17 protein-coding genes and 1 pseudogene are annotated in these 22,028 nt (G+C 49.7%); 5 read left to right on the forward strand and 13 right to left on the reverse strand.

Going from position 1 to position 22,028, the window contains the following annotated elements; all coding sequences use genetic code 11:
- Positions 1-57: 57 nt before the first annotated feature.
- The 7 genes from DXD65_RS09850 to DXD65_RS09880 form a co-directional block, all read right to left on the reverse strand.
- Positions 58-2,010 (reverse strand): DEAD/DEAH box helicase, encoded by a 1,953-nt coding sequence (locus tag DXD65_RS09850; protein WP_008662128.1) that lies wholly within the window; start codon positions 2,008-2,010, stop codon positions 58-60.
- 144 nt (positions 2,011-2,154) lie between these two features.
- Positions 2,155-3,219 (reverse strand): tyrosine-protein phosphatase, encoded by a 1,065-nt coding sequence (locus DXD65_RS09855; RefSeq protein ID WP_008662127.1) that lies wholly within the window; start codon positions 3,217-3,219, stop codon positions 2,155-2,157.
- Positions 3,220-3,368: 149 nt separating this feature from the next.
- Positions 3,369-3,986 carry a DUF5043 domain-containing protein gene (locus DXD65_RS09860; RefSeq protein ID WP_005826097.1) on the reverse strand — a complete coding sequence of 206 codons (618 nt, stop codon included), beginning with the start codon at positions 3,984-3,986 and terminating at the stop codon, positions 3,369-3,371.
- A gap of 36 nt (positions 3,987-4,022) precedes the next feature.
- Positions 4,023-4,637 carry a DUF5043 domain-containing protein gene (locus DXD65_RS09865; protein WP_005826095.1) on the reverse strand — a complete coding sequence of 205 codons (615 nt, stop codon included), beginning with the start codon at positions 4,635-4,637 and terminating at the stop codon, positions 4,023-4,025.
- Positions 4,634-6,016: a hypothetical protein gene (locus DXD65_RS09870; protein WP_005833893.1), complete on the reverse strand. Its 1,383-nt coding sequence runs from the start codon at positions 6,014-6,016 to the stop codon at positions 4,634-4,636. The genes DXD65_RS09865 and DXD65_RS09870 overlap by 4 nt, the downstream gene beginning before the upstream one ends.
- A gap of 163 nt (positions 6,017-6,179) precedes the next feature.
- On the reverse strand, positions 6,180-7,109 hold the full coding sequence (locus DXD65_RS09875; protein WP_005833892.1) for a carbohydrate kinase family protein: 930 nt from the start codon (positions 7,107-7,109) through the stop codon (positions 6,180-6,182).
- Complete coding sequence (locus tag DXD65_RS09880) at positions 7,097-7,702, reverse strand: SIS domain-containing protein (protein WP_008662122.1); 606 nt, start codon at positions 7,700-7,702, stop codon at positions 7,097-7,099. Before DXD65_RS09880 ends, DXD65_RS09875 begins: the two co-directional genes overlap by 13 nt.
- Positions 7,703-7,825: 123 nt before the next feature.
- Between DXD65_RS09880 and DXD65_RS09885 the strand changes: the two genes are divergently transcribed.
- Positions 7,826-9,073, forward strand: coding sequence for a M16 family metallopeptidase (locus DXD65_RS09885; protein WP_008662120.1), 1,248 nt, complete (start codon positions 7,826-7,828; stop codon positions 9,071-9,073).
- A 9-nt stretch (positions 9,074-9,082) separates the two neighbouring features.
- Here the strand turns inward: DXD65_RS09885 and DXD65_RS09890 are convergent, their stop codons facing one another.
- From DXD65_RS09890 to DXD65_RS09900, 3 genes are all read right to left on the reverse strand, one after another.
- A complete protein-coding gene (locus DXD65_RS09890) occupies positions 9,083-9,988 on the reverse strand; it encodes an alkaline phosphatase (protein ID WP_008662118.1) in 906 nt (301 codons plus the stop codon).
- Positions 9,989-10,077: 89 nt separating this feature from the next.
- Positions 10,078-10,665, reverse strand: a complete 588-nt coding sequence (locus tag DXD65_RS09895; RefSeq protein WP_008662117.1) for an epoxyqueuosine reductase QueH — start codon at positions 10,663-10,665, stop codon at positions 10,078-10,080.
- Positions 10,665-11,849: a DUF5009 domain-containing protein gene (locus DXD65_RS09900; protein ID WP_117887600.1), complete on the reverse strand. Its 1,185-nt coding sequence runs from the start codon at positions 11,847-11,849 to the stop codon at positions 10,665-10,667. The genes DXD65_RS09895 and DXD65_RS09900 overlap by 1 nt, the downstream gene beginning before the upstream one ends.
- A gap of 106 nt (positions 11,850-11,955) precedes the next feature.
- Here DXD65_RS09900 and DXD65_RS09905 point away from each other — a divergent pair, with 106 nt between their 5' ends.
- The 4 genes from DXD65_RS09905 (at position 11,956) to DXD65_RS09920 (ending at position 18,514) form a co-directional block, all read left to right on the forward strand.
- Complete coding sequence (locus tag DXD65_RS09905; protein WP_034523271.1) at positions 11,956-13,548, forward strand: DUF6377 domain-containing protein; 1,593 nt, start codon at positions 11,956-11,958, stop codon at positions 13,546-13,548.
- A 205-nt stretch (positions 13,549-13,753) separates the two neighbouring features.
- Positions 13,754-15,004 (forward strand): glycoside hydrolase family 5 protein, encoded by a 1,251-nt coding sequence (locus DXD65_RS09910; RefSeq protein ID WP_008662113.1) that lies wholly within the window; start codon positions 13,754-13,756, stop codon positions 15,002-15,004.
- A 360-nt stretch (positions 15,005-15,364) separates the two neighbouring features.
- On the forward strand, positions 15,365-17,590 hold the full coding sequence (locus DXD65_RS09915) for a glycoside hydrolase family 3 C-terminal domain-containing protein (RefSeq protein WP_008662112.1): 2,226 nt from the start codon (positions 15,365-15,367) through the stop codon (positions 17,588-17,590).
- A gap of 258 nt (positions 17,591-17,848) precedes the next feature.
- On the forward strand, positions 17,849-18,514 hold the full coding sequence (locus DXD65_RS09920) for an MIP family channel protein (protein WP_085931073.1): 666 nt from the start codon (positions 17,849-17,851) through the stop codon (positions 18,512-18,514).
- A 134-nt stretch (positions 18,515-18,648) separates the two neighbouring features.
- Here DXD65_RS09920 and uxuA read toward each other — a convergent pair whose 3' ends face one another.
- From uxuA to DXD65_RS09935, 3 genes and pseudogenes are all read right to left on the reverse strand, one after another.
- Positions 18,649-19,821, reverse strand: a complete 1,173-nt coding sequence (gene uxuA / locus DXD65_RS09925; RefSeq protein ID WP_005826068.1) for a mannonate dehydratase — start codon at positions 19,819-19,821, stop codon at positions 18,649-18,651.
- Positions 19,822-19,855: 34 nt separating this feature from the next.
- Positions 19,856-20,668 (reverse strand): SDR family oxidoreductase, encoded by an 813-nt coding sequence (locus DXD65_RS09930; RefSeq protein WP_057097399.1) that lies wholly within the window; start codon positions 20,666-20,668, stop codon positions 19,856-19,858.
- Positions 20,669-20,805: 137 nt separating this feature from the next.
- Positions 20,806-22,023, reverse strand: a pseudogene (locus tag DXD65_RS09935) (alginate lyase family protein); the annotation flags it as partial.
- Between the last annotated feature and the right edge of the window lie 5 nt (positions 22,024-22,028).

Genomic DNA, 22,028 nt, shown 5'->3' on the forward strand with positions numbered 1-22,028 from the left:
TAAAACGGTAGCGGATGCTGCCGGTTTTATCACCCTATCCTTTTTCTATAGTTTATATCACTTCTTCTTCGGTGTCCGTCTTGCCCACCCTTCTTCACTGAAGTCGGGCTCTGCATCCTTAAAGTCATTGTTGCCCTGGAAGAACTGTTTCCAGTCATCCTTTTTGCCACGGGCTTTGGTGTAACCCCGCTCTTCGCGGCTGGGCTTGCCTTTCTTCTTGTCGTTTGCAGGACTTTCGGCCTTTTCGCTGCGTTTGCCGGTGGCATCGTTCCGTTTGCCGTCTTCCTTGTAGCTGCGCTTCTTGCTGTCAAACTCTTTTTTCCCATAGCTTCCGGCTGTACCCGGACGTTTGCCCCTCGGAGCCTCCTTACCCTCGTCTCCGGCAACCTCTACGGATACTTTACGGCCGTTCCAGCTGGCGCGGTTCAGGGCCTTCACTACATTGGTGGCTTCCTTTTCCTCCACTTCGAAGAAGGAGAACTTCTGCATCAGGTCAATTCGTCCCAGCTCTACACGTCCACGTGTATTGTTGTTCAGCAGGCTGATTAATTCGTTGGGGAAGAAGTTGTCCATTTTACCCAGGTTGATGAACAAGCGGGTAAAGCCGGGTTCTGCTTTGCGGCTGCTTCTACGGTCGTTGCGGTCGCCCCTCTCGCCACTTCTTGCACCACGCTCACTACCGGTTGCTGTCTCTATCTCGTCACGGCCGCGATAGTAATCCAGGAAACGGTTGAATTCATGCGAAACCATGCGTTTAATCAGGTCCTCTTTGCTCAGCCAGTCCAGCTTGCGGTAGATGTCGGTCATAAAGTCGGCGATTTCCTCCTCGTTCACTTTCACCTTTTCAAGATCGTCTATCACTTTGAGCAGTTGCTTTTCGCATATCTGTTTGCCGGTGGGCATTTCGCCTGCAATGAATTTCTTGCCGATGATGCGCTCAATCTCGCGCATTTTGCCTTTCTCTCGCAGGTTGATGATGGCGATGGAAGTCCCGGTTTTGCCGGCACGTCCCGTACGGCCGCTGCGGTGGGTATAACTCTCGGTGTCATCGGGCAATCCGTAGTTGATGACGTGTGTCAGGTCGTCCACATCGAGGCCGCGTGCGGCAACGTCCGTGGCAACCAGCAGTTGTAGGTTGCGGATGCGGAACTTCTGCATCACGGCGTCACGCTGCGCCTGACTCAGTTCGCCGTGCAGCGAGTCGGCATTATAGCCTTCCTGCATCAACTTGTCAGCTATTTCCTGCGTTTCTTTGCGGGTACGGCAGAAGATGATGCCGTATATCTGCGGATAGTAGTCCACAATACGTTTCAGGGCAGCATACTTGTCTTTGGCATGTACACAGAAGGCTACGTGTTTCACGTTGCTGGTGCTTTCATTTTTGCGTCCGATGGTGATTTCCTTGGCATCGCGCAGGTACTTCTTGGAGATGCGTGCGATTTCCGGGCTCATGGTAGCGGAGAACAGCAAGGTGTTGCGCTCCTGCGGCACATCGGCGAGAATGGCGTTGATGCTGTCTGTGAATCCCATGTTCAGCATTTCGTCCGCTTCGTCCATAACCACGTTCTGTATGGTGGCGAGGGACACGGTTTTGCGTTCCATCAGGTCCAGCAGTCGTCCCGGTGTGGCTACGATGATGTGTACACCCCGTTTCAGGGCGCGTATCTGGCTTTCGATGGACGAGCCTCCATATACGGGCAACACTCGCAAGCCATCGGTATATTTAGAATAATCGTTCAAGTCGCCTGCTATCTGCAAACAAAGTTCGCGGGTGGGGCAGAGAATAAGTGATTGGGGAATTCGGTTGTTGACGTTAATCTTCTGTATGAGCGGCAGGCCGAACGCTGCGGTCTTTCCTGTTCCTGTTTGTGCCAGTGCTACTACATCATTGTTTTCTCCTAAAAGGTAGGGAATTACTTCCTCTTGTACCGGCATGGGCTGCTCGTAACCCATTTCTTCGATGGCGCGGCGTATCTCCGGCGACACACCGAGCTCTTCAAATGTCTTCATTAAATCTTCTGTATATCTTTATCTTTATATTTCGGGCGCAAAGATAGTGCTTTTCAATGGATAATTGATAATTGATGGTTGATAATTATGCAATTACATGATAAAATCGTTTTTTATTGGCTACTCATTATCCATTATCCATTGTCAATTATCCGTTAAAAGAATGTCTTGCAGTCTCTTTCTTTCTTCTTTTGTCAGACCGATGCCTCTTTGCAGGTAGGTGTCGGTATCTCCATACCTTCGTTCCATTTCTTCGATGGCGGCATTCAGGAAATCCTCGCGTGCCGAGAAGAGGGTGGTGATGGCCTCTTGCGAGCGTGCCGGAAGCTGGTAGGCGTATCGGGAAGCCGCCGGGATGTTGAAGTAGTCGTTGCTGAGGCGGTAGTCTTCCATGATGATGTCTTCGTCCACTCCAAGGGAGGCAAGCACAAGTGCCGATACGATGCCTGTGCGCCCTTTGCCCGACGAGCAATGGATAACGACGGGATAATTGTTCTTGTCCAGCAGAATATCGAAAATCCGGCGGTATTCTTTGGTGTAGTTGCTGATGAGCTCGCGGTTCATCTGCTCCACGATTCGGTAGACAGTGTCGCTCTTGATTTTCTGTTCCTGCACACCTTTCAGGATATACTCCATGTCGCCGGTAGGAATGGGGATATGGATCACTTTGAATTCCTGTTGCAAAGGGCTTTGTCTGTTCGCTTCGACAGATGAACGCAGGTCGATGATGGTCCTTATGCCTATGTTCTTGAGCTCTTTGCGCGAACACGGTTTCAGCTTGTCTATTTCGGCAGAGCGATATAACATGCCCCAATGCACTTTCTTTTGGGTGGGATAGGAGGAATAGCCTCCCAGGTCCCGGAAGTTCTGTATGCCGGGGATGTTGATGTTGCGGGTGGCAATCTTTACCCGGTATTTGTCGGCGAATACAAGTGTGTAGTAGTATCGTTGTGTAGGGTCGGTAGTGATGACAGTCATCTTCAGGTCGGAGATGTTGGCGACGGCAACGGGAACATCTTCGGGGATATGGTCGGGATTGGTCGAAGCATATACCTTCACATTTCCTTTGATGAGGGGGGCCATTTCCCATTTTACAATGCAGTTGCCCACGTTGTTTTCTTCGCATACAACGGAAATGTGAGGGGCAGTGCCATTGCAGGAAGGGAGCAGCACTGCCAAAACAAGCAAGTTCAATAAGTTCTTATACATAATTCGTAACCTCTCTGATGTCGTTAATCACAAATATATGTAATTTACCCACAGAAGGTAACAGCAATGCCAAGCTTTTATATTTCTTTTTTGAACTTTAAAAAAACTGCTATAGATTCTTTCGTGCATAGGCAGGTTGGTTTACAATGTTACATCAGCGAACCGGGAGGTGGTAATGGGGGGAGTTTCCCTTGGGGCTTTTGTCTCCATGACAGCATGATGTAATTGAGTTGTTTTCCCACTTCTCCGGGTTTAAAGTGTATTTGTTCTTTCAGTTTTACTTCGATTTCCCTATATACATGCAGTGGTACTCTGGCGTATGGGCTAAAGGTCGTGAAATTGAAATTCACTTCCATTACTTTCCCCGTATCCGGACTGAGTAGCATGGTTATTGTGAACTCACGCTTTCCGAGTTCATCTGCCATGGCTTTGGTAAAAGCTTCGTCCACAATGAAGTCTGCTTGTTTACTCATGGAGCTATTGTATTCAATTACTTTTTTTTCATTCCAGCTACCGATGTATATTTTTCCTGTGGCTTTATATACAATATCTTTGTATGTCAACTTGTTCTCTTTGTTATAAAGAGTCACAAACTGGCTACCGTCATCTACGTCACATTGATACGTATAACCATCTACCTCGAAAGTGGTGGTTTTTTTATAAATGACTGTTCCTTCAAGCGATTCTTCTGTTCTGATAGGTTTATCCTGTGCTACACAAGGGTAGATGTATCCTATAAGCAGTGTAATAAGCAATAGTCTTTTCATTCGTCACAATTTTTAGTTGTTAATTTTGTATGTTGCTTACATTAGCGAACCGGGAGGAGGTAATGGGGGGAGTTTCCCTTGGGGCTTTTGCATCCATGCCAGCATAATGTAGTTGAGTTGTTTTCCTTCCTCTATGGGTTTAAAATGAATTTGTTCTTTCAGTTTTACTTCGATTTCCCTATATACATGTAGTGGCACTTTGGCGTATGGCTCAAAGGTGAAAAAATTGAAATTCACTTCCATTACTTCTCCCGTATTTGGACTGAGCAACATGGTTATCATAAGTTCCGTTTTCCCAATTTCATCTGCCATGGCTTTGGTGAATGCTTGGTCTACTATGAAATCTGCTTGCTGACTCATGAATCTGTCATATTCAATTACATTGCTACTCCAGCTGCCAATATATGTCTTCCCCGTGTCTTTATACACAATCTTTTCGTATGTCAGTTTGTTTTCTTTGTTATAAAGAGTCACAAACTGGCTACCGTCATCTACGTCGCATTGGTACGTATAACCATCTACCTCGAAAGTGGTGGTCTTTTTATAAATGACTGTTCCTTCAAGTGATTCTTCTGTTCTGATAGGTTTGTCCTGTGCTACACAAGGGTAGATGTATCCTATAAGCAGTGTAATAAGCAATAGTCTTTTCATTCGTCACAATTTTTAGTTGTTAATTTTATGTTGGGAAAAATATTGGTGATATCCGAATACTCTTTAAATGGATAATTGTCGTATCCTTCCTGACGGAAAGCATTAACGACATTATTAGATATATAGGTTTCAAAGATATCCAAGAATGAAGTTGTAACATGACCTTGCTGATTTACATATTTAGTCAATGAAGTTGTTGCTCTTAGGCGTTGGCTTTTTGCATATTTATCTTGTTTTTTGTCCGTCCACTCCGCGCTCCTTTGTAAGAACAGGTATTGCGCATAGTGCGCTTCTATCTCTCTGTTCATCATAGAACTTTTGAACGATGATATAGGCTCTTGTGTGGTTTGGAAAACATGGAACATTTCATGCAGAAGGTTGTTTGCTTCCAATTCTTCCAATCCGATGTGCAAGGTATGCTCTTCCCAATTGTAGGAATACCCTTTGCCGAAATCGAATTCCAGATTGATTTTGTTGTTTTTGACTTTCTCTTTCAGTTGGCTGTATAGGTCTCCTCCCAAACAGTCTTCCATGATTCGGGCTGTCATGTTTTCGGTGATTACCCATAAAAGCGAGTCTTGGTCGGCCTCTTTCTTGAATATATTTCCTGCCGGAGTGCCCGATGAAGAGCCGGAACCTCCTGAACTTCCTCCTCCAATCCACACATCGCCGCTTCCTCCTCCTTCACTGTTCCAGTTGCTATTATTTATAAGGGCATCATCTACCCAATAGGAATGACTAACGCAGTTGGTATAGCTGTATTCCAGCTGGTCTTTAGGTCCGGTATATACATCCCAGCATTGGGTGACGGTTATTACCGAACGGGTCTGGGCATGAGGCTTGAATGTGAGTCCTTGCGCATTCTCTTCGCCAAATACTAGATAGCTTAACAAGTCGAATATGAACACTTGGTCGCTTTCTCTTATGAGTTCGTCATCACGCTTCAATGGAAAAAACTTCATCCATCCGTCTTTGATGTGCAACAGCCAGATGGCATCGATGCAGTGTGGCTTGTCAAGGCGGTAGAGGGGAACGAAGATACAGGTCTCTTCTCCAGTCAATTTATAGGTGAAGTTCCAGAGAGGAATGCCGTATTTCAACAGGAAAGAAGCGGTGAAATGCTTTTCTTCTTCCACTCTGCGTAGTGCGGAAATCACGGCTTTTAGGGTAGAGTCGGTGTAGGCAAAGAAGTTTTCCGGCTTGAATAACGCTTGCCGGGTCAACGGGACATCGTTTGCCGGGAATCGGGGTTGATAGAAGGATTCTTCTGTTTCGCAAGAGGCGAGTATTCCTAAAAGAATGCACAAGGCAAGGCAGATGTTTTGCCATTTCTGCTTAGGAGGGGTTGGAGAGTGCTGTCTGCTTCCTTTTGTATTCATAGCGCGAATGCTTAAGGTATAAAGGATAGACAAATAAAGCAAAAAAAAAGCAGAAATGAAAGGAAAAGCGGGAGAATTTTGTTAATCCGGAAGCTGTTCTACCACAGATTGCATGGATTTTCAGGCCATGTAATCTGTGGTGAACACCCTTTTGTAAGGGTGTCTATGGCTGGTATTTTCGTGCTTCTGCAAATTCCTTTGAAACGGAGTTGTTGAAACTCTTGCATACCTCGGCGGCAAACTCAATGCCGTATTGGATAACTTGGTCCCAAGTAGCCTCGTCCATGGTATCGAGGTCCTCGTAGCGTACATTATGTTTCAGCAGCCCGAAGATGATGCCTGCGTTGAAGTTGTCTCCTGCACCGATGGTGCTGACCGCCTCCAGTGGGGGGATGGAATATTCCTTGGAAATCGTGCCGGTGCGCAATGAAACCTGCTCCGCGCCGGCTGTGCAGAGGAAGTTGCGGCAGTAGAACTTTACTTTGTCTTTGTATATCTTGTCGGCCTCCTGCAGGCCCCACATATAGAAGAAATCCTCTTGCGAGCCGCGTACAATGTTGGCGTATTCCAGATTCTCGATGATGGTGGGAGCCAGCTTGATGGCCTCCTCTTTATGGGACGAACGGAAATTGGGATCGTAGTAGATAATGGCATGCATGTCGTGTGCGCGTTCCAGTAGCTCCACCACTTTGTCGCGCAGTACCGGATTCAGGGCATAGTACGACCCTATGATTACGATGTCGTCTTCCTGAATCTGCGGATATTCCACGTCCAGGCGCTGCTTGGGATAATCTTTGTAGAAGATGTATTCCGCATCGCTCCGGTTGTTCAGGAAAGCGAGTGATACGGGGGACTTCCCGTCGGGGAACACATTGACATGGTCTGTGGGAATATTGTTCTCGCGCATGAAGTTGAGGATGATATTGCCCACGTGGTCGTTGCCCGTTTCACTGATAAAGCAGATGGGAACACCGATACGTCCCAGTGAAACGATGCCGTTGAATACCGAACCGCCCGGAACGGCTGCTGTGGGCTGTTCGCCACGGAATATGATGTCCAGTATGGTTTCTCCGATACCTATTACTTTACGCATAGCGATCTTGATTTTTCTCCGAGGTAACCGCCGTGATGGCGCTTGGAGTAGTCTTCAATGGTGAATCCGGTCTGTTTCATGGTCTGTACTACCAGGATGTCGCCGATGACGGTCATGGCAGTGGTCGAAGTCGTGGGCGTCATGCCCAATACGCATACTTCTTGGGGTTTTCCGGTGCTAAGGCATACATCGGATTCGTGTGCCAGGGGGCTGTCGGGGTTTCCGGTGATGACGATGAACTTCAGTCCCGGGTTCAGGTTATGTGCCAGCTGTGTCAGCTCCACGATTTCACGAGTTTTGCCCGAATTGGAGATGAGCAGCAACAAGTCATTCTCCTGGAGGATGCCGAGGTCACCATGCTGTGCTTCGCTGGGGTGCAGGAAAACGGACGGAATACCGGTAGAGCAGAAGGTGGTAGCGATGTTCATGGCTATCTGTCCTGCCTTGCCCATGCCCGAAGTTACCAGTTTCCCTTTTTTGCGGTGCACTTGTTCTACGATGAGTTCTACAGCTCTTTCATAAGCGTCCGTCACTGGAATGTTCAGTACGGCTTGTGCCTCTTTCTGCAAAAGCTCTTGAATGGATGCAATCATACTTAATGTGCTAATTTGATTAATGTGCTTAAAATTATAGCAATTGCAAATATCTGCAATTTTCTATAAACGGCAATAAGTTTTATTGTATTTTTGTCGCCTCAAATAGTTTGAAACGTCAGAATGAAGAACTTAAAAGAAAATTTACTGCCAACTTTCAATCAATATATCCTGCCCAATGGCATGCGCATCATTCACGAACCCTCAGCCTCCAAAGTGGCTTATTGTGGTTTTGCCGTAGATGCGGGTACGCGCGACGAGCTTGAAAACGAGCAGGGTATGGCGCATTTTGTGGAGCACCTTATATTTAAAGGTACCGCCAAGCGCAAGGCATGGCACATTCTGAACCGCATGGAGAATGTGGGCGGCGACCTCAACGCTTACACCAACAAGGAAGAGACGGTGATTTACTCTGCTTTCCTGACCGAGCATTTCGGCCGTGCCTTCGAACTTCTGGTGGATATTGTATTCCACTCCACCTTTCCGCAACGCGAGATAGAGAAGGAGACAGAGGTGATTATCGACGAGATACAATCCTACGAAGACAACCCTTCCGAGCTAATCTTCGATGATTTTGAGGACTTGATATTCAGGGGGCATCCCCTGGGACGCAACATTCTTGGCAATCCCGAGCAGTTAAAGCAGTTTCGCAGTGAGGATGCTGCCGCATTCACTGCCCGCTTCTACCATCCCAACAATATGGTTTTCTTTGTTCTGGGCAATCTGAGTTTCAAGAAAGTTGTGCTTATGGCAAAAAAACTTCTGGCGGATATACCGGCAACACCGGTGCATTATGGTCGTACTCCGCCTCCCCTTTATGTGCCCGAGCATCTTGTAGTGCATAAGGATACTCACCAGGCACATGTCATGATTGGCAGCCGGGGATATAATGCATACGATGACAAGCGCACCGCACTTTACCTGCTGAACAATGTCTTGGGTGGCCCGGGCATGAACAGCCGCTTGAACGTCTCTCTCCGTGAACGTCGTGGGCTGGTCTATAACGTAGAATCCAACTTGACTTCCTATACCGATACGGGAACTTTCTGCATCTACTTCGGTTGCGACCCTGCAGATTTGGACTACTGCACCCGCCTGGTATATAAGGAATTGAAACGCTTGCGTGATGTCCGGATGACTTCCTCGCAGCTTGCGGCCGCCAAGAAGCAGCTTATCGGGCAAATCGGTGTAGCTTCGGATAATAATGAGAACAATGCGCTGGGTATGGGAAAGACTTTCCTGCATTATAATAAATGCGAAACTTCCGAAGCCGTGTTCCATCGCATTGAACAGCTCACTTCGGAAGCTCTGTTAGAGGTGGCGAACGAGATGTTTGCCGAGGACTATCTTTCGACGCTCATTTATCGCTGACCGCTTTTTTTATTTGAAAACCTGCAACATAGGACGTCCTATCCATACTTGTGGCTGTTTCAGCCCGAAGATGTGGGCAATGGTGGAGGCAACGTCATACTGCATCATGCTTTCGTGGAATTCGCCTTCTTTCTTAATGTTCTTTCCGGAGATGATGAAGGGAGTCTGCATTTCCTGCATGGTCTTGCCGCCATGTCCTTTTTCAATGCCTCCGTGGTCGGCAGTAACGATGAAGATGGTTTCTTTCAGCATGCCTGCCTCTGTAACGGCCTGGATGATGCGGCTCACATAACCGTCGAGTTCTTTCAGTTTGGCGTAATATTCAGGAGTATTGTGTCCGGCTTGATGGCCTACATGGTCGGGGTTGTCAAAGCAAATGGCAAGAAGGGTCGGTTGTTTCTCCTTGATATACTTTTCTGCCATACCGCATAAGGCTTCGGGATGTTTGTTGTAGTCGGGCGCTTGCGCATAGTGGCTTAAGGCAAGAGTGTCTACAAGGTATTTGATACCGTCCCATTCATACAGGCAGCCTATTTCCGCTTCCGGCCGGGCATCACGTAGCAGCTGGAAGATGGTAGGAAATATGCCGTGCTGGTTCAGTACGCGTGACGGAAGCTCGGGAGTCTTGGAGCCCCATTGCGTATATCCGTGCAATTCAGGACCTGCCCCCATAAACATGCTTGCCCAGTTGACGGCGCTGGAGGAGGGAAGTACAGTCCGTTTTTCTAATGTATAAGAACCGTCTGCCATCAGTTGCTTGATGTGGGGGATGTCTGCTTTGGGAACACTGTAGCTACCCCAGCCGTCAAGACCGATGAAAACTACGTGTTTTGCTTTTCCCTTGGCATTGCAGGGAACTGAAAAGAGGCATGCCACTGCTAGGGCGATGAATAATGTAAAAGTCAGTTTCTTCATGTTTTCTTTAGTTCTTATTGTTAACATGAAACAAAGTTACGAGAAACGTACCTAGTTTTAGTACGATATCGTACATAATCCGGCCGATTTTATATCGTTTCGTTCTTTTCCAACCGTTGCATGCTGAATTCACAGCCGCAATACTGCTGGTTGTAGAAGTCATACTCTTTCAGCAGTTGGTTGCGCCGCTCCTGGAGCCCGCCTTTCCGCCAATTCTGTTCCCAGAAGAGGGTATCCGGATAGAGCGCGGCGGCACGGCGTCCGGCTTCATTGATTTGCTCCAGGCTTTTCCAGCGCGAAGAGGCGAGGGTAGTGGTGAATACGGAGAAACCATGCTCGGAGGCGTAGCGGGCTGTCTCTGTCAGGCGCAGTGTGAAGCACTTTAGGCATCGGCTGCCACGTTCCGGCTCGTTTTCCAGTCCTTTTATAGTGTGCAGCCAGTGTGCATAGTCGTAGTCCGCGTCGATGAAATCGAGGTTTTTGGAGGTTACGAAGCGGATAGCCTCCTCTTTCCTTATCTCATATTCCGCCTGCGGATAGATGTTGGGATTGCAGTAGAATACGGTGGGGCGTATGCCGTTTTCCAGCATGCACTCGATGATGGCAGAGGAGCAAGGTGCGCAGCACGAATGCAGCAGCACCTTGTCTTCACCGTTGGGTGTTTGGACTTTCAACATTATACTTTCAGTTTAATCTTTACTTTCACCAGCAAGCCGGTCAGCCCGACAATGACAAGCGAGAACACGAGGGACTTGATCAGTCCCGGCACGCCGCTTCCCAATGCTTCGGGATAGTGCAGATGCAGCAGTTGCTGGACAGCATACCAGATGTAAGGAATAATATAGCAGGTCAGCGTTGCCGTACCTGCAGGTTTGATGATATCGAACCAATTGGTCTTGCCTTTCACGTCCGTCAGCCAGTAGAAGAAGCCGAACAGCGGGAAGAACATGGCGAGGCAGTAGAACAACCATGTCGGCGTGGCTTGTATTTTGGATATAATCCAGAACGGGTGTGAGACGAGGGCAAGGACAAGCATTCCTACGCCGAGGGCACAAAGCATGCCGATGAATCGTCCCGGCCGTTCCCGGTCGGCATAGCGCTGCATGAGCAGGGAGGTCAGTACGCCGGACATACCGAAGGCATGCAGTGTCCAGTCACTCGGGATAAAGGGAAGCAGGATAATCCGGCTGCCGTACTCTCCCGGTATCAGGTCTGAATGGCTGATTACGGCAAGCAATACGACCACGAACCAGGCAATGGCATTCTTCCGCAGGTTCTCCCGAGTGAATAGATAGATGCCTGCACATACCGCATACGTCCAGCCGATAAGTCCGAGGATGCCCCACCAGCTTATCTGGAACGGTTTCCCGTTCATGTCCTTGTAGATGACGAGGAAGGCAAGCAGAAGCACGCCTGCTGTTTTCATTGCGGTGAAAAGGACCTTTTTCGTTCCTACCGCTTTGGGATATACCCCCCAGGTGAGGAAGAAACCGATGACCATCAGGATGGAGAACCATGGGTGCGAGAGGCCGCCTTCGATGCCTCCGCTGTTCAGTGAAAACAGTCCCATGGCAATCAGTGCCACTGTCCGCCAGAAGATATGGGCCACGACTTGCAGGGTGTTGTCTCCCTTTTTGTACCGGTTTTGTATGGCAAAGGATACGGACATGCCCATGCAGAAAAGGAAAGCAGGGAAGATGGTGTCGGAGAATCCCATCATGTCTTCGTCCATCCTGGCATGCATCAGCCAGTGGGGCACGTTTTTCAGTCCGGGAATGTCGTTGACAAAGAGCATGAGGAACATGGTGAGTGCGCGGAATACGTCTACCGCGGCAATCCGTTGGAGTGTTAAGCTTTTCATGATAGATAATTTGTTTGGGGGTTTTGAACGCAAATATAGGAAACTATTCTTTCCGATGCTACTGCTTTGCAGGATTTCTTGCTATATTTGCATGAACTTTATGGTCATGGAAAGGAGATTGTTCATTTTTTGTTTTCTTGCCGTCGTGGTATGGCAAAGTGTGGCTTTGGCTGCCGGCACGTCGTCTTTCACTGCACTGACGGCTTCTTTGGATGAGGCTATTGAGGCGCATCGGCACTATGTCGCCGTGCGTGAAGGGCGCATTGCCCGGCTGAAGCGCCAATTGCTGGATGCCGACACCGCCAATCTCTCTTTTTTTCGATGGAATGGAGAAATTTATAAGGAGTACAAGGCATATATCTGCGACTCTGCCATCCATTATCTTCGTGTCAATCTGGATTGGGCAGAACGCTATGGCCAACGGAATGCAGCACTCGAAACAAGGCTGGAGCTTGCCCACCTGATGGCTTCGGCAGGCATGTACGAGGAAGCCGCCGAACTCTTGAGGCAGACGGACAAAGCCTCCCTTCCCACCCATCTGATGCCGGATTATTACAATGCCTGTCATAAACTTTACACAGAACTGAGTTTCTATACGCTGGACGATTCTTTCAAGAAGCATTATCAGGCTTTGGCTACCCATTATGACGATTCTTTGATGCAGGTACTTCTGCCTTCATCCCCCCTCTATCTGGAACGAAGAGAGACGCGGGAGGCCGCTGCAGGCCATCCGGACGAAGCCTTGAGCATCAATGATACGCGTCTGGCACATGCCAAGCCCAATACTCCCGAATATGCGCTGGTGACCTATCAGCGCTCATTGCTCTACCGCCGGCTCGGGAACCGGGAGGAGGAGAAGCGCTATCTGGCTTTGTCTGCACTGACCGATATTCGCCTGAGCATCACAGACCATGCCTCACTCTGGAACCTGGCGGAACTTCTTTATGAGGAAGGGGATATGGAGCATGCCTACCGTTACATCCGTTTCTCGTGGGACGAAACCAACCGATACAACGCCCGTAGCCGCAGCCTCCAGACTGCCGGCATCCTTTCACTGATAGACCTCACTTATCAGGCCATGCGTGAGAAGCAGAATGACCGGCTCCGGCTGTACCTCTGGCTCATCAGCGCTTTGATTGTGCTGTTGGTGGTGGCAGTGGGCTTTATCTACCGGCAGATGCAGCGACTCTCTGCCGCACGGAACAAGCTGGAGCATGCCAACGAGCAACTGCAACTCTCAAACAACATCAAGGAGGAGTATGTGGGCCGTTTCATGAATCTCTGCTCCGTTTATATCAACCGGCTGGATACCTACCGGCGGATGGTCAACAAGAAAATCTCTGCCGGGCAGATGGAAGAGCTGCTGAAGATGGTGCGTTCCCGCGAGGTGCTGGACACCGGACTGAAGGAACTCTATGATAACTTTGATACTGCCTTCTTGCACCTTTTCCCCGATTTTGTCGATAAATTCAATGACTTGCTGCAGCCCGAAGAACGCATCGTGCTCCGTAAAGGCGAGTTGCTGAATACGGAACTCCGCATTTTCGCCTTGATTCGTCTGGGTATCGACGACAGTTCGCAGATTGCAGAATTCCTCCGTTATTCCGTAAACACCATCTATAATTACCGTGCCAAAGTGAAGAACAAGGCCCGCATTTCGCGCGAGGACTTTGAAATACGGCTGATGCAGATACGCTGACAATACGTCAAACTGGCTTTTTGAATCCACTTTCTGCCTTTCTCTTCTTCTGATTATATTTCTGATTATTAGTTGTTTGTTTGTTCATGCTTCTTCACTCCTTCCACCTATTCCCGATTCGCCGGTACGAGGTGTTCTTATCTTTCCTAACTTTGGGGAAGCAAAAGCGAATATCGCAACTAATACTATAACCAAAATTATTGCCATGAAACATTTATTAGCGACAAGCATTACCATCGCCCTGCTCTCTTTGGGCCTTGCGGGATGCGGTGAGAAACAAGCGACAAAAGAAGTAACTTCGGATGCATTCGTAACCATTCAGGGTCAGGACTTGATAAAGCCCGACGGTACCAAACTCTTCATCATGGGTACCAACCTGGGCAACTGGCTGAATCCGGAAGGATACATGTTCAAGTTCAACAAGACCAATTCCGGCCGTTTCATCAATGAGATGTTCTGCCAGTTGGTGGGACCGGACTTTACGGCCGACTTCTGGAAAGCATTCAAGGACAATTATGTAACGCGCGAGGACATCCGCTTCATCAAGGAGCAGGGTGCCAACACCATCCGCCTGCCTTTCCACTACAAGCTGTTTACCGACGAGGACTATATGGGGCTGACTGCCGACCAAGACGGCTTTGCCCGCGTGGACAGCCTGGTAGAGTGGTGCCGCGAATCGGACTTGTACCTCATCCTCGACATGCACGACGCTCCCGGCGGACAGACGGGCGACAATATCGACGACAGCTACGGCTATCCCTGGCTGTTCGACAGCGAAGTCAGCCAGCAACTCTACTGTGACATCTGGCGCCGGATAGCCGACCGCTACAAGAACGAACCGGTCATCCTCGGTTACGAACTCTTCAACGAGCCCATTGCCCCTTACTTCGAGAACATGGAGGAACTCAACGGCAAGCTGGAAGATGTATATAAGAAAGGTGTAGCCGCCATCCGCGAGGTGGACAGCAACCACATCATCCTGCTGGGCGGTGCGCAATGGAACGGTAATTTCAAGCCTTTCAAGGACTCCAAGTTCGACGACAAGATAATGTACACTTGCCACCGTTACGGAGGCGAACCTACCCAAGCTGCCATCCAGACGATTATCAACTTCCGCGACAGTGTGAACCTGCCCATGTACATGGGTGAGATAGGCCACAATACGGACGAATGGCAGGCCGCTTTCTGCCAGACGATGCGCGAGAACAACATCGGCTATACCTTCTGGCCCTACAAGAAGATGGACGGTTCTTCTTTCGTCGGCATCACTCCGCCGGAGAACTGGGCAAACATCGTGTATTTCTCCGAAGCACCGCGTGCCACGTACAAGGAAATCCGTGAGGCACGTCCCGCGCAGGCCATGTCCCGCAAGGCGATGATGGACTTTATCGAGGCATGCAAACTGAAGAATTGTGTGGTTCAGGAGGGTTATATCCGGTCATTGGGAATGAAGTAGCGGGTGCTGCCTCGCTGCAAACAGTACGTATCAAGTCCCAGAGGATGAGATGCCGGGACTTAGCATGAAAGAGGTAGGGACTGAGCTGTACACACCATAGGACTGAGTATCCAAAACATCCGGATGTTTTAGGGTAAAACATGGGGATGTATTGGGATAAAACATCCGGGTGTTTTGGGGTAAAACATGGGGATGTTTTGGACAACAACATCCGGATGTTATGGGTACTCACTATACGGGTGTAAGGACTTCAGTTCCTATGTAGGTAGGGCTAAGTCATATTCCCTTGTATGTTGGGGATTATCAATGGTACGGACTGATTATGATTGCTTACTTATATAACAACTTAATTATACAACAATGAAAAAAGTATTATTCGGTTTGGTTCTGGCCGCTGTCGCGCTGCCTCTTCTGGCGCAGCAGAAGCCCGTCTATCTGGACGCAAGCAAACCTATTGAAGAAAGAGTGGAAGACGCCTTGAGCCGTCTGACCCTGGAAGAGAAAGTGAAGTTGACTCATGCGCAAAGCAAGTTCAGCAGTGCGGGTGTGCCCCGTCTGGGCATTCCCGATGTATGGACGGACGACGGCCCCCACGGCATACGTCCCGATGTGTTGTGGGACGAGTGGGAACAAGCCGGATGCACCAACGACTCCTGCGTGGCTTTCCCTGCCCTGACCTGTCTGGCGGCAACCTGGAACCCCGAAATGTCTCTCCTTTACGGACAGAGCATCGGTGAAGAGGCGCGCTACCGCAACAAGTCCGTCCTGCTGGGCCCCGGTGTCAATATCTACCGCACACCGCTCAACGGACGCAACTTCGAGTATATGGGTGAGGACCCTTATCTGGCCGGAAAGATGGTGTCGCCCTATATCCGGGGCGTGCAGCAGAACGGCGTGGCCGCCTGCGTGAAACACTTCGCCTTGAACAACCACGAAGTGAACCGCCACACCACCAACGTCATCGTGGACGACCGTGCTCTTTATGAAATCTATCTGCCTGCTTTCAAGATGGCCGTGCAGGAAGGCGGAGCGTGGAGCATCATGGGTGCCTACAACCTATACAAAGGCCAACATCTTTGTCACAACCAATACACATTGAACGATATATTGAAGGGCGAATGGGGATTCGACGGCGTAGTCATTTCCGACTGGGGCGGCACGCACGATACCCGGCAAGCCATCACCAACGGGCTGGATATGGAATTCGGCAGTTGGACCAACGGGCTCTCGAACGGTGCCAGCAACGCATACGATAACTATTATCTGGCAAATCCCTATCTGAACCTCATCCGCGAAGGTAAGGTAGGTACCACGGAACTGGACGACAAGGTACGCCGCATTCTGCGCCTTATCTTCCGTACGGTGATGAACCCCGACCGTCCGTGGGGAAGCATGCTCTCTCCGGAACATTACGAGGCTGCCCGCCGCATCGGTGAGGAGGGCATCGTACTGTTGCAGAACAAGGGCAATGTGCTCCCGATAGACCTGAACCGGGCTAAAAAGATTCTTGTAGTGGGCGAGAATGCCATCAAGATGATGACCGTAGGCGGTGGTAGTTCTTCCCTGAAGGTACAGCGCGAACTCTCTCCGTTGGACGGCATCAAGCAGCGTGTGGCCGGCAAGGCCGAGGTGGTCTATGCCCGTGGCTACGTGGGCGATGCAAGCGGTGAATACAACGGGGTGGTGACCGGACAGAATCTGAAGGATGACCGTACTCCCGAAGAGCTGATAGCTGAAGCCGTGAAAGAGGCCCGGGATGCCGATTATGTCATCTTCATCGGCGGCTTGAACAAGAGCAACGGCCAGGACTGCGAGGACTCCGACCGTAAGGGTCTGGGCTTGTCCTACGGTCAGGATGCCGTTATCTCCGCACTGGCCGAGGCGAACAAGAATCTGATTGTCGTCAACATCTCCGGCAACGCCATTGCCATGCCGTGGGTGAACGAGGTGCCTGCCATCGTGCAGGACTGGTATCTGGGTTCCGAAGCCGGCAGTTCCCTTGCCGCCATCCTCATGGGTGATGTCAATCCCAGCGGCAAGCTTCCGTTCACCTTCCCCGTGAAGCTGGAGGACTGCCCGGCCCACAGCTTGGGCGAATATACCGGCAAACGGAGCAAGGACATCATCGACATCAAGTATAATGAAAGCATCTTCGTGGGCTACCGTTGGGCCGATAAGCAGAAGAAGGTGAAACCGTTGTTCCCCTTCGGCCACGGTTTGAGCTATACCACTTTCGAATATGGCAAGCCGACGGCCGACAGCAAGACCATGCAGGCCGACGGTACGCTGACCGTGAAGGTTTCTGTAAAGAATACCGGAGCGCGCGAAGGGCAGGAAGTTGTCCAACTGTACATCAGTGACAAGAAGTCCTCTCTGCCTCGTCCCGTCAAGGAACTGAAAGGTTTCCAAAAGGTGAAACTGGCTCCGGGCGAAACAAAGGAAGTCACATTTACCATTGATAAGGAGGCTCTTAGCTTCTTCGATGACACCCAGCACGCTTGGGTGGCCGAGCCGGGCAAGTTCGAGGCTGTCATAGCAGCTTCGGCAGCCGATGTGAAGGGAACGGTTCCTTTTGAATTGAAATGATGTAGGAAAATAAAGTTTCCTTTTAGGTTATTATCAAAGATAGTGTAGATGGAGGGTGTGGCCGTGAGGTTGCACCCTTTCTTTGTACTCTTTACAAGCCAATATGTTTTCTTATATTTCTGAGTTTCTTCGGGTTGGCTAAGGAAGATGCAGATATGCTGGATGTTAGAGTTAAAGCAGTGATGTTTTGTAGTAATGGGTGAGTTTTTACCGCTGTGTTTGGGCAGATTTTCATCTTTTATATTTATTTTTACAGAAATGATCGGGACAATGGTTCTTGTCCTGATGGGATGTGGTAGTGCTGTCTTTGCCGGAAGTGCGGCGGGGGCGGTTAGTGCAGGTGTCGGAACGCTGGGAGTGGCTTTTGCTTTCGGCTTGTCCGTTGTGGCGATGGCATACGCTATCGGAGGAATCTCGGGCTGTCATATTAATCCTGCCATTACCCTGGGCGTTCTGTTGTCCGGCAGGATGAGCGGGAAAGATGCAGCCATGTATATGGTGTTTCAGGTTATCGGGGCGGTTATCGGTTCTGCCATTCTTTATGCATTGGTGTCTACGGGCGCTCATGGTGGTCCTACGGCTACCGGTTCCAATGGGTTTGCTGACGGAATGATGTTGCAGGCATTCATTGCAGAGGCTGTGTTCACGTTTATCTTTGTGCTGGTTGTCTTAGGTTCTACGGATTCCGAGAAGGGGGCGGGTAATCTTGCAGGATTGGCCATTGGTCTTACGTTGGTATTAGTGCACATTGTTTGTATTCCTGTTACGGGAACTTCTGTCAATCCTGCCCGTAGCATCGGTCCGGCACTGTTCCAGGGTGGCGAGGCTCTCTCTCAGTTGTGGCTGTTCATTGTAGCTCCGTTTGTGGGTGCTGCGCTGAGTGCCGTTGTATGGAAAGTGCTTGCTGCAAAAGAAGGTAAATAAATGTCGGCAGACAGTGCCTTAAGAAGAGGCGGCTGATGGCAGAAAACTTATAAAGGGAAGCCCTCCGTCCGAAACTTTGAAGTTTCGGACGGAGGGCTTCCTGTTCTTTCCTTATGCTTGCTATATCTTGTGCCTTATTCGTACAGCGATTTGGCTATACCCATTTCCAGTCCACGAAGCTCTGCCAGTCCGCGCAGACGGCCGATACAGGAATAGCCGGGATTGGTTTTCTTCTTCAAGTCGTCTACCATCTGGTGTCCGTGGTCGGGTCGCATCGGGATAGAGACACCACGGCGTTGTTGCAGTTCAAGGAAGGCTTTCATCACGTGATACATGTCCACGTCTCCTTCCAGGTGGTTGGCTTCGTAGAAATTGCCTTCGGCGTCGCGTTGTGTACTGCGCAGATGGACAAAGTTGATGCGGTCGGCAAATTGCTGCATGATGACTGCACAATCGTTGGCGCTGCTTACACCGAGCGAACCGGTGCAGAGGCAAAGACCGTTGCTCTTGTTGGGAACAGCGTCAATCAGTGCCTGGAAATCGGCAGCACAGCTCATGATGCGTGGCAGGCCGAGGATGGAGCACGGTGGGTCGTCCGGATGGATAACGAGCATGACACCTGCTTCGTCGGCTACCGGAGTGATTTCTTGCAGGAAATAGATCAGGTTGGCACGCAGGCGTTCCGGAGTGATGCCCTTGTAGCGGTCCAGTTCCTGTTGGAACTGTTCCAGGGTGAAGCTTTCTTCTGAGCCGGGAAGTCCGGCAATCATGTTGCGTACAAGCAGTTGTTTGTCTGCCTCTGTCATCTGTTCGAAGCGGGCACGGGCTTTGGCCTTTTCTTCATCGGTGTATTCGCCTTCTGCACCGGGACGACGTAGCAGGAAGAGGTCGAAGGCGATGAAAGCGGCACGTTCAAAGCGGAGGGCACGACTGCCGTCGGGTAGTTCGTAGGCGAGGTCGGTACGTGTCCAGTCCAGTACGGGCATAAAGTTGTAGGTGACAATGTGAATGCCGCATTTGCCCAGGTTACGCAAGCTCTCTTTATAGTTGTCGATATACTTCTGGAAGTCTCCGGTTTGGGTCTTGATATGTTCGTGTACGGGTACACTTTCTACTACAGACCAGCGCAGACCGACGGCTTCAATCATTTCTTTCCGTTTCTTGATTTCCTCTACTGTCCATATTTCCCCGTTTGGAATATGATGCAAGGCGTTTACAATGCCGGTAGCCCCGGCTTGTTTGATGTCCCAAAGGCTTACCGGGTCGTTGGGACCGTACCAGCGCCAGGTTTGTTCACAAAGAATCATGTTATTTATTGTTTGATGATTTGCAATTTACTATTTACATCGCGAATGCGTTGAACCCTCCGTCCACTACAGCCACCGTACCGGTGACAAAGCTGGAAGCATCGCTGATGAGGTATTGGATGGTTCCGCAAAGCTCTTCTGCACGGCCCATACGTCCGAAGGGAGTTTGGCGAATCACATCTTGCCCACGTTCCGTGTAGCTTCCATCCGGGTTCGTCAGCAGGGCACGGTTCTGCTCTGTGAGGAAAAATCCGGGTGCGATGGCATTTACACGAATACCTTCACCAAACTTCTTGGCAACTTCCGTAGCCATGAAGGCTGTGAAATTGGAGATACCGGCTTTTGCGGCAGCATATCCGGCTACACGCGTCATGGGGCGGAAAGCAGCCATGCTGGAGAAGTTGACAATAGCACCTGCCTTCTGCTCCACCATCGGTTTGAGGAAGACTTGTGTAGGCAGTACGGTACCGGTCAGGTTTAATTCAAGCACCCGTTGGAACTCTTCTATCTTCAAATCGAAGAAAGTGCCCGTGGGCGCGATGGTGGCGCCCGGCATATTTCCGCCGGCTGCATTCAGCAGGGCATCTATGCGGCCATAGGCTTTCAGGATGTCAGCCAAGTTCTGTTCCAGCAGTTCACGGTTCATCACGTCGGTTGTCAGGAACATGGCTTCTCCACCGTTTGCCTTGATTTCTCCGGCAATGGCGTCCCCTATTTCTGCCTTGCGTCCCAAAATGACGACCTTTGCACCTTCTTCTGCCAGATGAAAGGCGATGGCTTTCCCCAATACTCCTGTTCCGCCGGTTATGACCACTACTTTGTCTTTAATGTCAAATAAGTTTTTCATGATTCGTTCATTTAAAAATTACGTTGTGTTTTATTTGATTAGCGTTGCAAAAATACGGAATAATCCGTTGCACTGACTAACAATCATACAAAAAAGATGCATTTGTTGTCCGGAAGAAAGTGCTATTTCCTTATCGGGTTGTCCAATGCCGTGGCTTGTATATACAGTAGATTGAAGTTGTCATGCGGTTTTAGGATACGGTGGGCATAATAAAGATTCAGGTAGTCTTTGCGTGCAGGATTCAGGTAGACGGCAGTACGGTAGAGGTCTTTGCAGAAATTCTGTATCGAGCTTTCCCAGCCGCTTATCTGCTGGTAGGGCCATTCACTGAGGCCCTTTCCGACGTAGGAAGCCAGGAAATCCATGGCTTTGTAGAAGTTACGTCCATCGGTAGAGGTGATGTCATCCAGCTTGATTCCAAGATTTTTTGCCATCAGCATGATGTCAATAAAGTGGGTCAGGTTGTACTGTGAGTAGTGGAAGGCAAGGGTACGTTGCAGTTCGTGCGGTTGTCGTCCGTCAGGAGCTATCTGGGGGAAGATACGTTTTTGGGGGAAGTCATTGATGATTTCCTGCGCCAGTTTCTTGTTACCGGTATAGAGGGCGAAAGCTATGATTTGGGCATCGTAGGCTACGCTGTGGTTGTTGGCACTGGCTGCTTCTTCCTTACCTTGCGGACTGGCGAGCATCCAGTCGGTCAGTTTGGAAAACCATTTCTTCAGTTGTTTGCTGTCCTGGGTAGTAAATGCTTTTGACTGTTCTAGCAGTGCCACAGCATCCAGCATTTCTATGAAGGAGTAGGTGTCTATCAGCCCATAGCAGCGACCTTTGTCGTTATTGTGTCCCGGCATCATTTGTGCATATTCCAGGTTGGGGTTCATTCGGGTGTCTTTGTTCAGAAACCATACGCGGATAAGTTCTGTGGCTTTCCGGGCATACTGCTCTTCTCCGCTGAAGTACCAGACCAGAGCCAGGGTAGTGATGCGGCCGGCTGTTGTTCCCAACCGATTACGGTCTAGTTTGTTCAGTTCAGGATTGGATACGCCGTCGCGGTTGATGTAAGGCAGGCCGTTTGGCTTTGTCGGGTCGGGCCAATAGTATCGGGCTTGGCTCATATAGTCATGCTTGTCACCGCTGGCAGGTGTTTTTTCTTTCATCATGACAGAAAGGGGCTGGGCGTCCAATAACCTGTCCGCTTCCGCTTTCAATATCTCGTAAGTTGTGGCATAGAAAGGCTCGTGAATAGAGTGTTTTACATTTGCGAGGTGTGCTGTGTTCCAAATGGATTGTGCTTGCATACAAGATGCCAGAAGCAGGAATGCAAGCGTCCATTGTATTGTTGTTTTCGGTTTCATGTCTT

This window comes from Bacteroides sp. 4_1_36, assembly GCF_003466325.1.
In the GTDB taxonomy this organism is placed as follows: Bacteria; Bacteroidota; Bacteroidia; order Bacteroidales; family Bacteroidaceae; genus Bacteroides; species Bacteroides uniformis.

Excerpts from the sequence above, each read along its gene's own strand:
- DXD65_RS09870 (WP_005833893.1), bottom strand. The coding sequence starts at position 6,016 with ATGAATACAAAAGGAAGCAGACAGCACTCTCCAACCCCTCCTAAGCAG.
- DXD65_RS09905 (WP_034523271.1), top strand. The coding sequence starts at position 11,956 with ATGGAAAGGAGATTGTTCATTTTTTGTTTTCTTGCCGTCGTGGTATGG.
- DXD65_RS09860 (WP_005826097.1), bottom strand. The coding sequence starts at position 3,986 with ATGAAAAGACTATTGCTTATTACACTGCTTATAGGATACATCTACCCT.
- DXD65_RS09885 (WP_008662120.1), top strand. The coding sequence starts at position 7,826 with ATGAAGAACTTAAAAGAAAATTTACTGCCAACTTTCAATCAATATATC.
- DXD65_RS09875 (WP_005833892.1), bottom strand. The coding sequence starts at position 7,109 with ATGCGTAAAGTAATAGGTATCGGAGAAACCATACTGGACATCATATTC.
- DXD65_RS09880 (WP_008662122.1), bottom strand. The coding sequence starts at position 7,702 with ATGATTGCATCCATTCAAGAGCTTTTGCAGAAAGAGGCACAAGCCGTA.
- uxuA (WP_005826068.1), bottom strand. The coding sequence starts at position 19,821 with ATGATTCTTTGTGAACAAACCTGGCGCTGGTACGGTCCCAACGACCCG.
- DXD65_RS09850 (WP_008662128.1), bottom strand. The coding sequence starts at position 2,010 with ATGAAGACATTTGAAGAGCTCGGTGTGTCGCCGGAGATACGCCGCGCC.
- DXD65_RS09920 (WP_085931073.1), top strand. The coding sequence starts at position 17,849 with ATGATCGGGACAATGGTTCTTGTCCTGATGGGATGTGGTAGTGCTGTC.
- DXD65_RS09915 (WP_008662112.1), top strand. The coding sequence starts at position 15,365 with ATGAAAAAAGTATTATTCGGTTTGGTTCTGGCCGCTGTCGCGCTGCCT.
- DXD65_RS09900 (WP_117887600.1), bottom strand. The coding sequence starts at position 11,849 with ATGAAAAGCTTAACACTCCAACGGATTGCCGCGGTAGACGTATTCCGC.
- DXD65_RS09865 (WP_005826095.1), bottom strand. The coding sequence starts at position 4,637 with ATGAAAAGACTATTGCTTATTACACTGCTTATAGGATACATCTACCCT.
- DXD65_RS09910 (WP_008662113.1), top strand. The coding sequence starts at position 13,754 with ATGAAACATTTATTAGCGACAAGCATTACCATCGCCCTGCTCTCTTTG.
- DXD65_RS09890 (WP_008662118.1), bottom strand. The coding sequence starts at position 9,988 with ATGAAGAAACTGACTTTTACATTATTCATCGCCCTAGCAGTGGCATGC.
- DXD65_RS09930 (WP_057097399.1), bottom strand. The coding sequence starts at position 20,668 with ATGAAAAACTTATTTGACATTAAAGACAAAGTAGTGGTCATAACCGGC.
- DXD65_RS09855 (WP_008662127.1), bottom strand. The coding sequence starts at position 3,219 with ATGTATAAGAACTTATTGAACTTGCTTGTTTTGGCAGTGCTGCTCCCT.
- DXD65_RS09895 (WP_008662117.1), bottom strand. The coding sequence starts at position 10,665 with ATGTTGAAAGTCCAAACACCCAACGGTGAAGACAAGGTGCTGCTGCAT.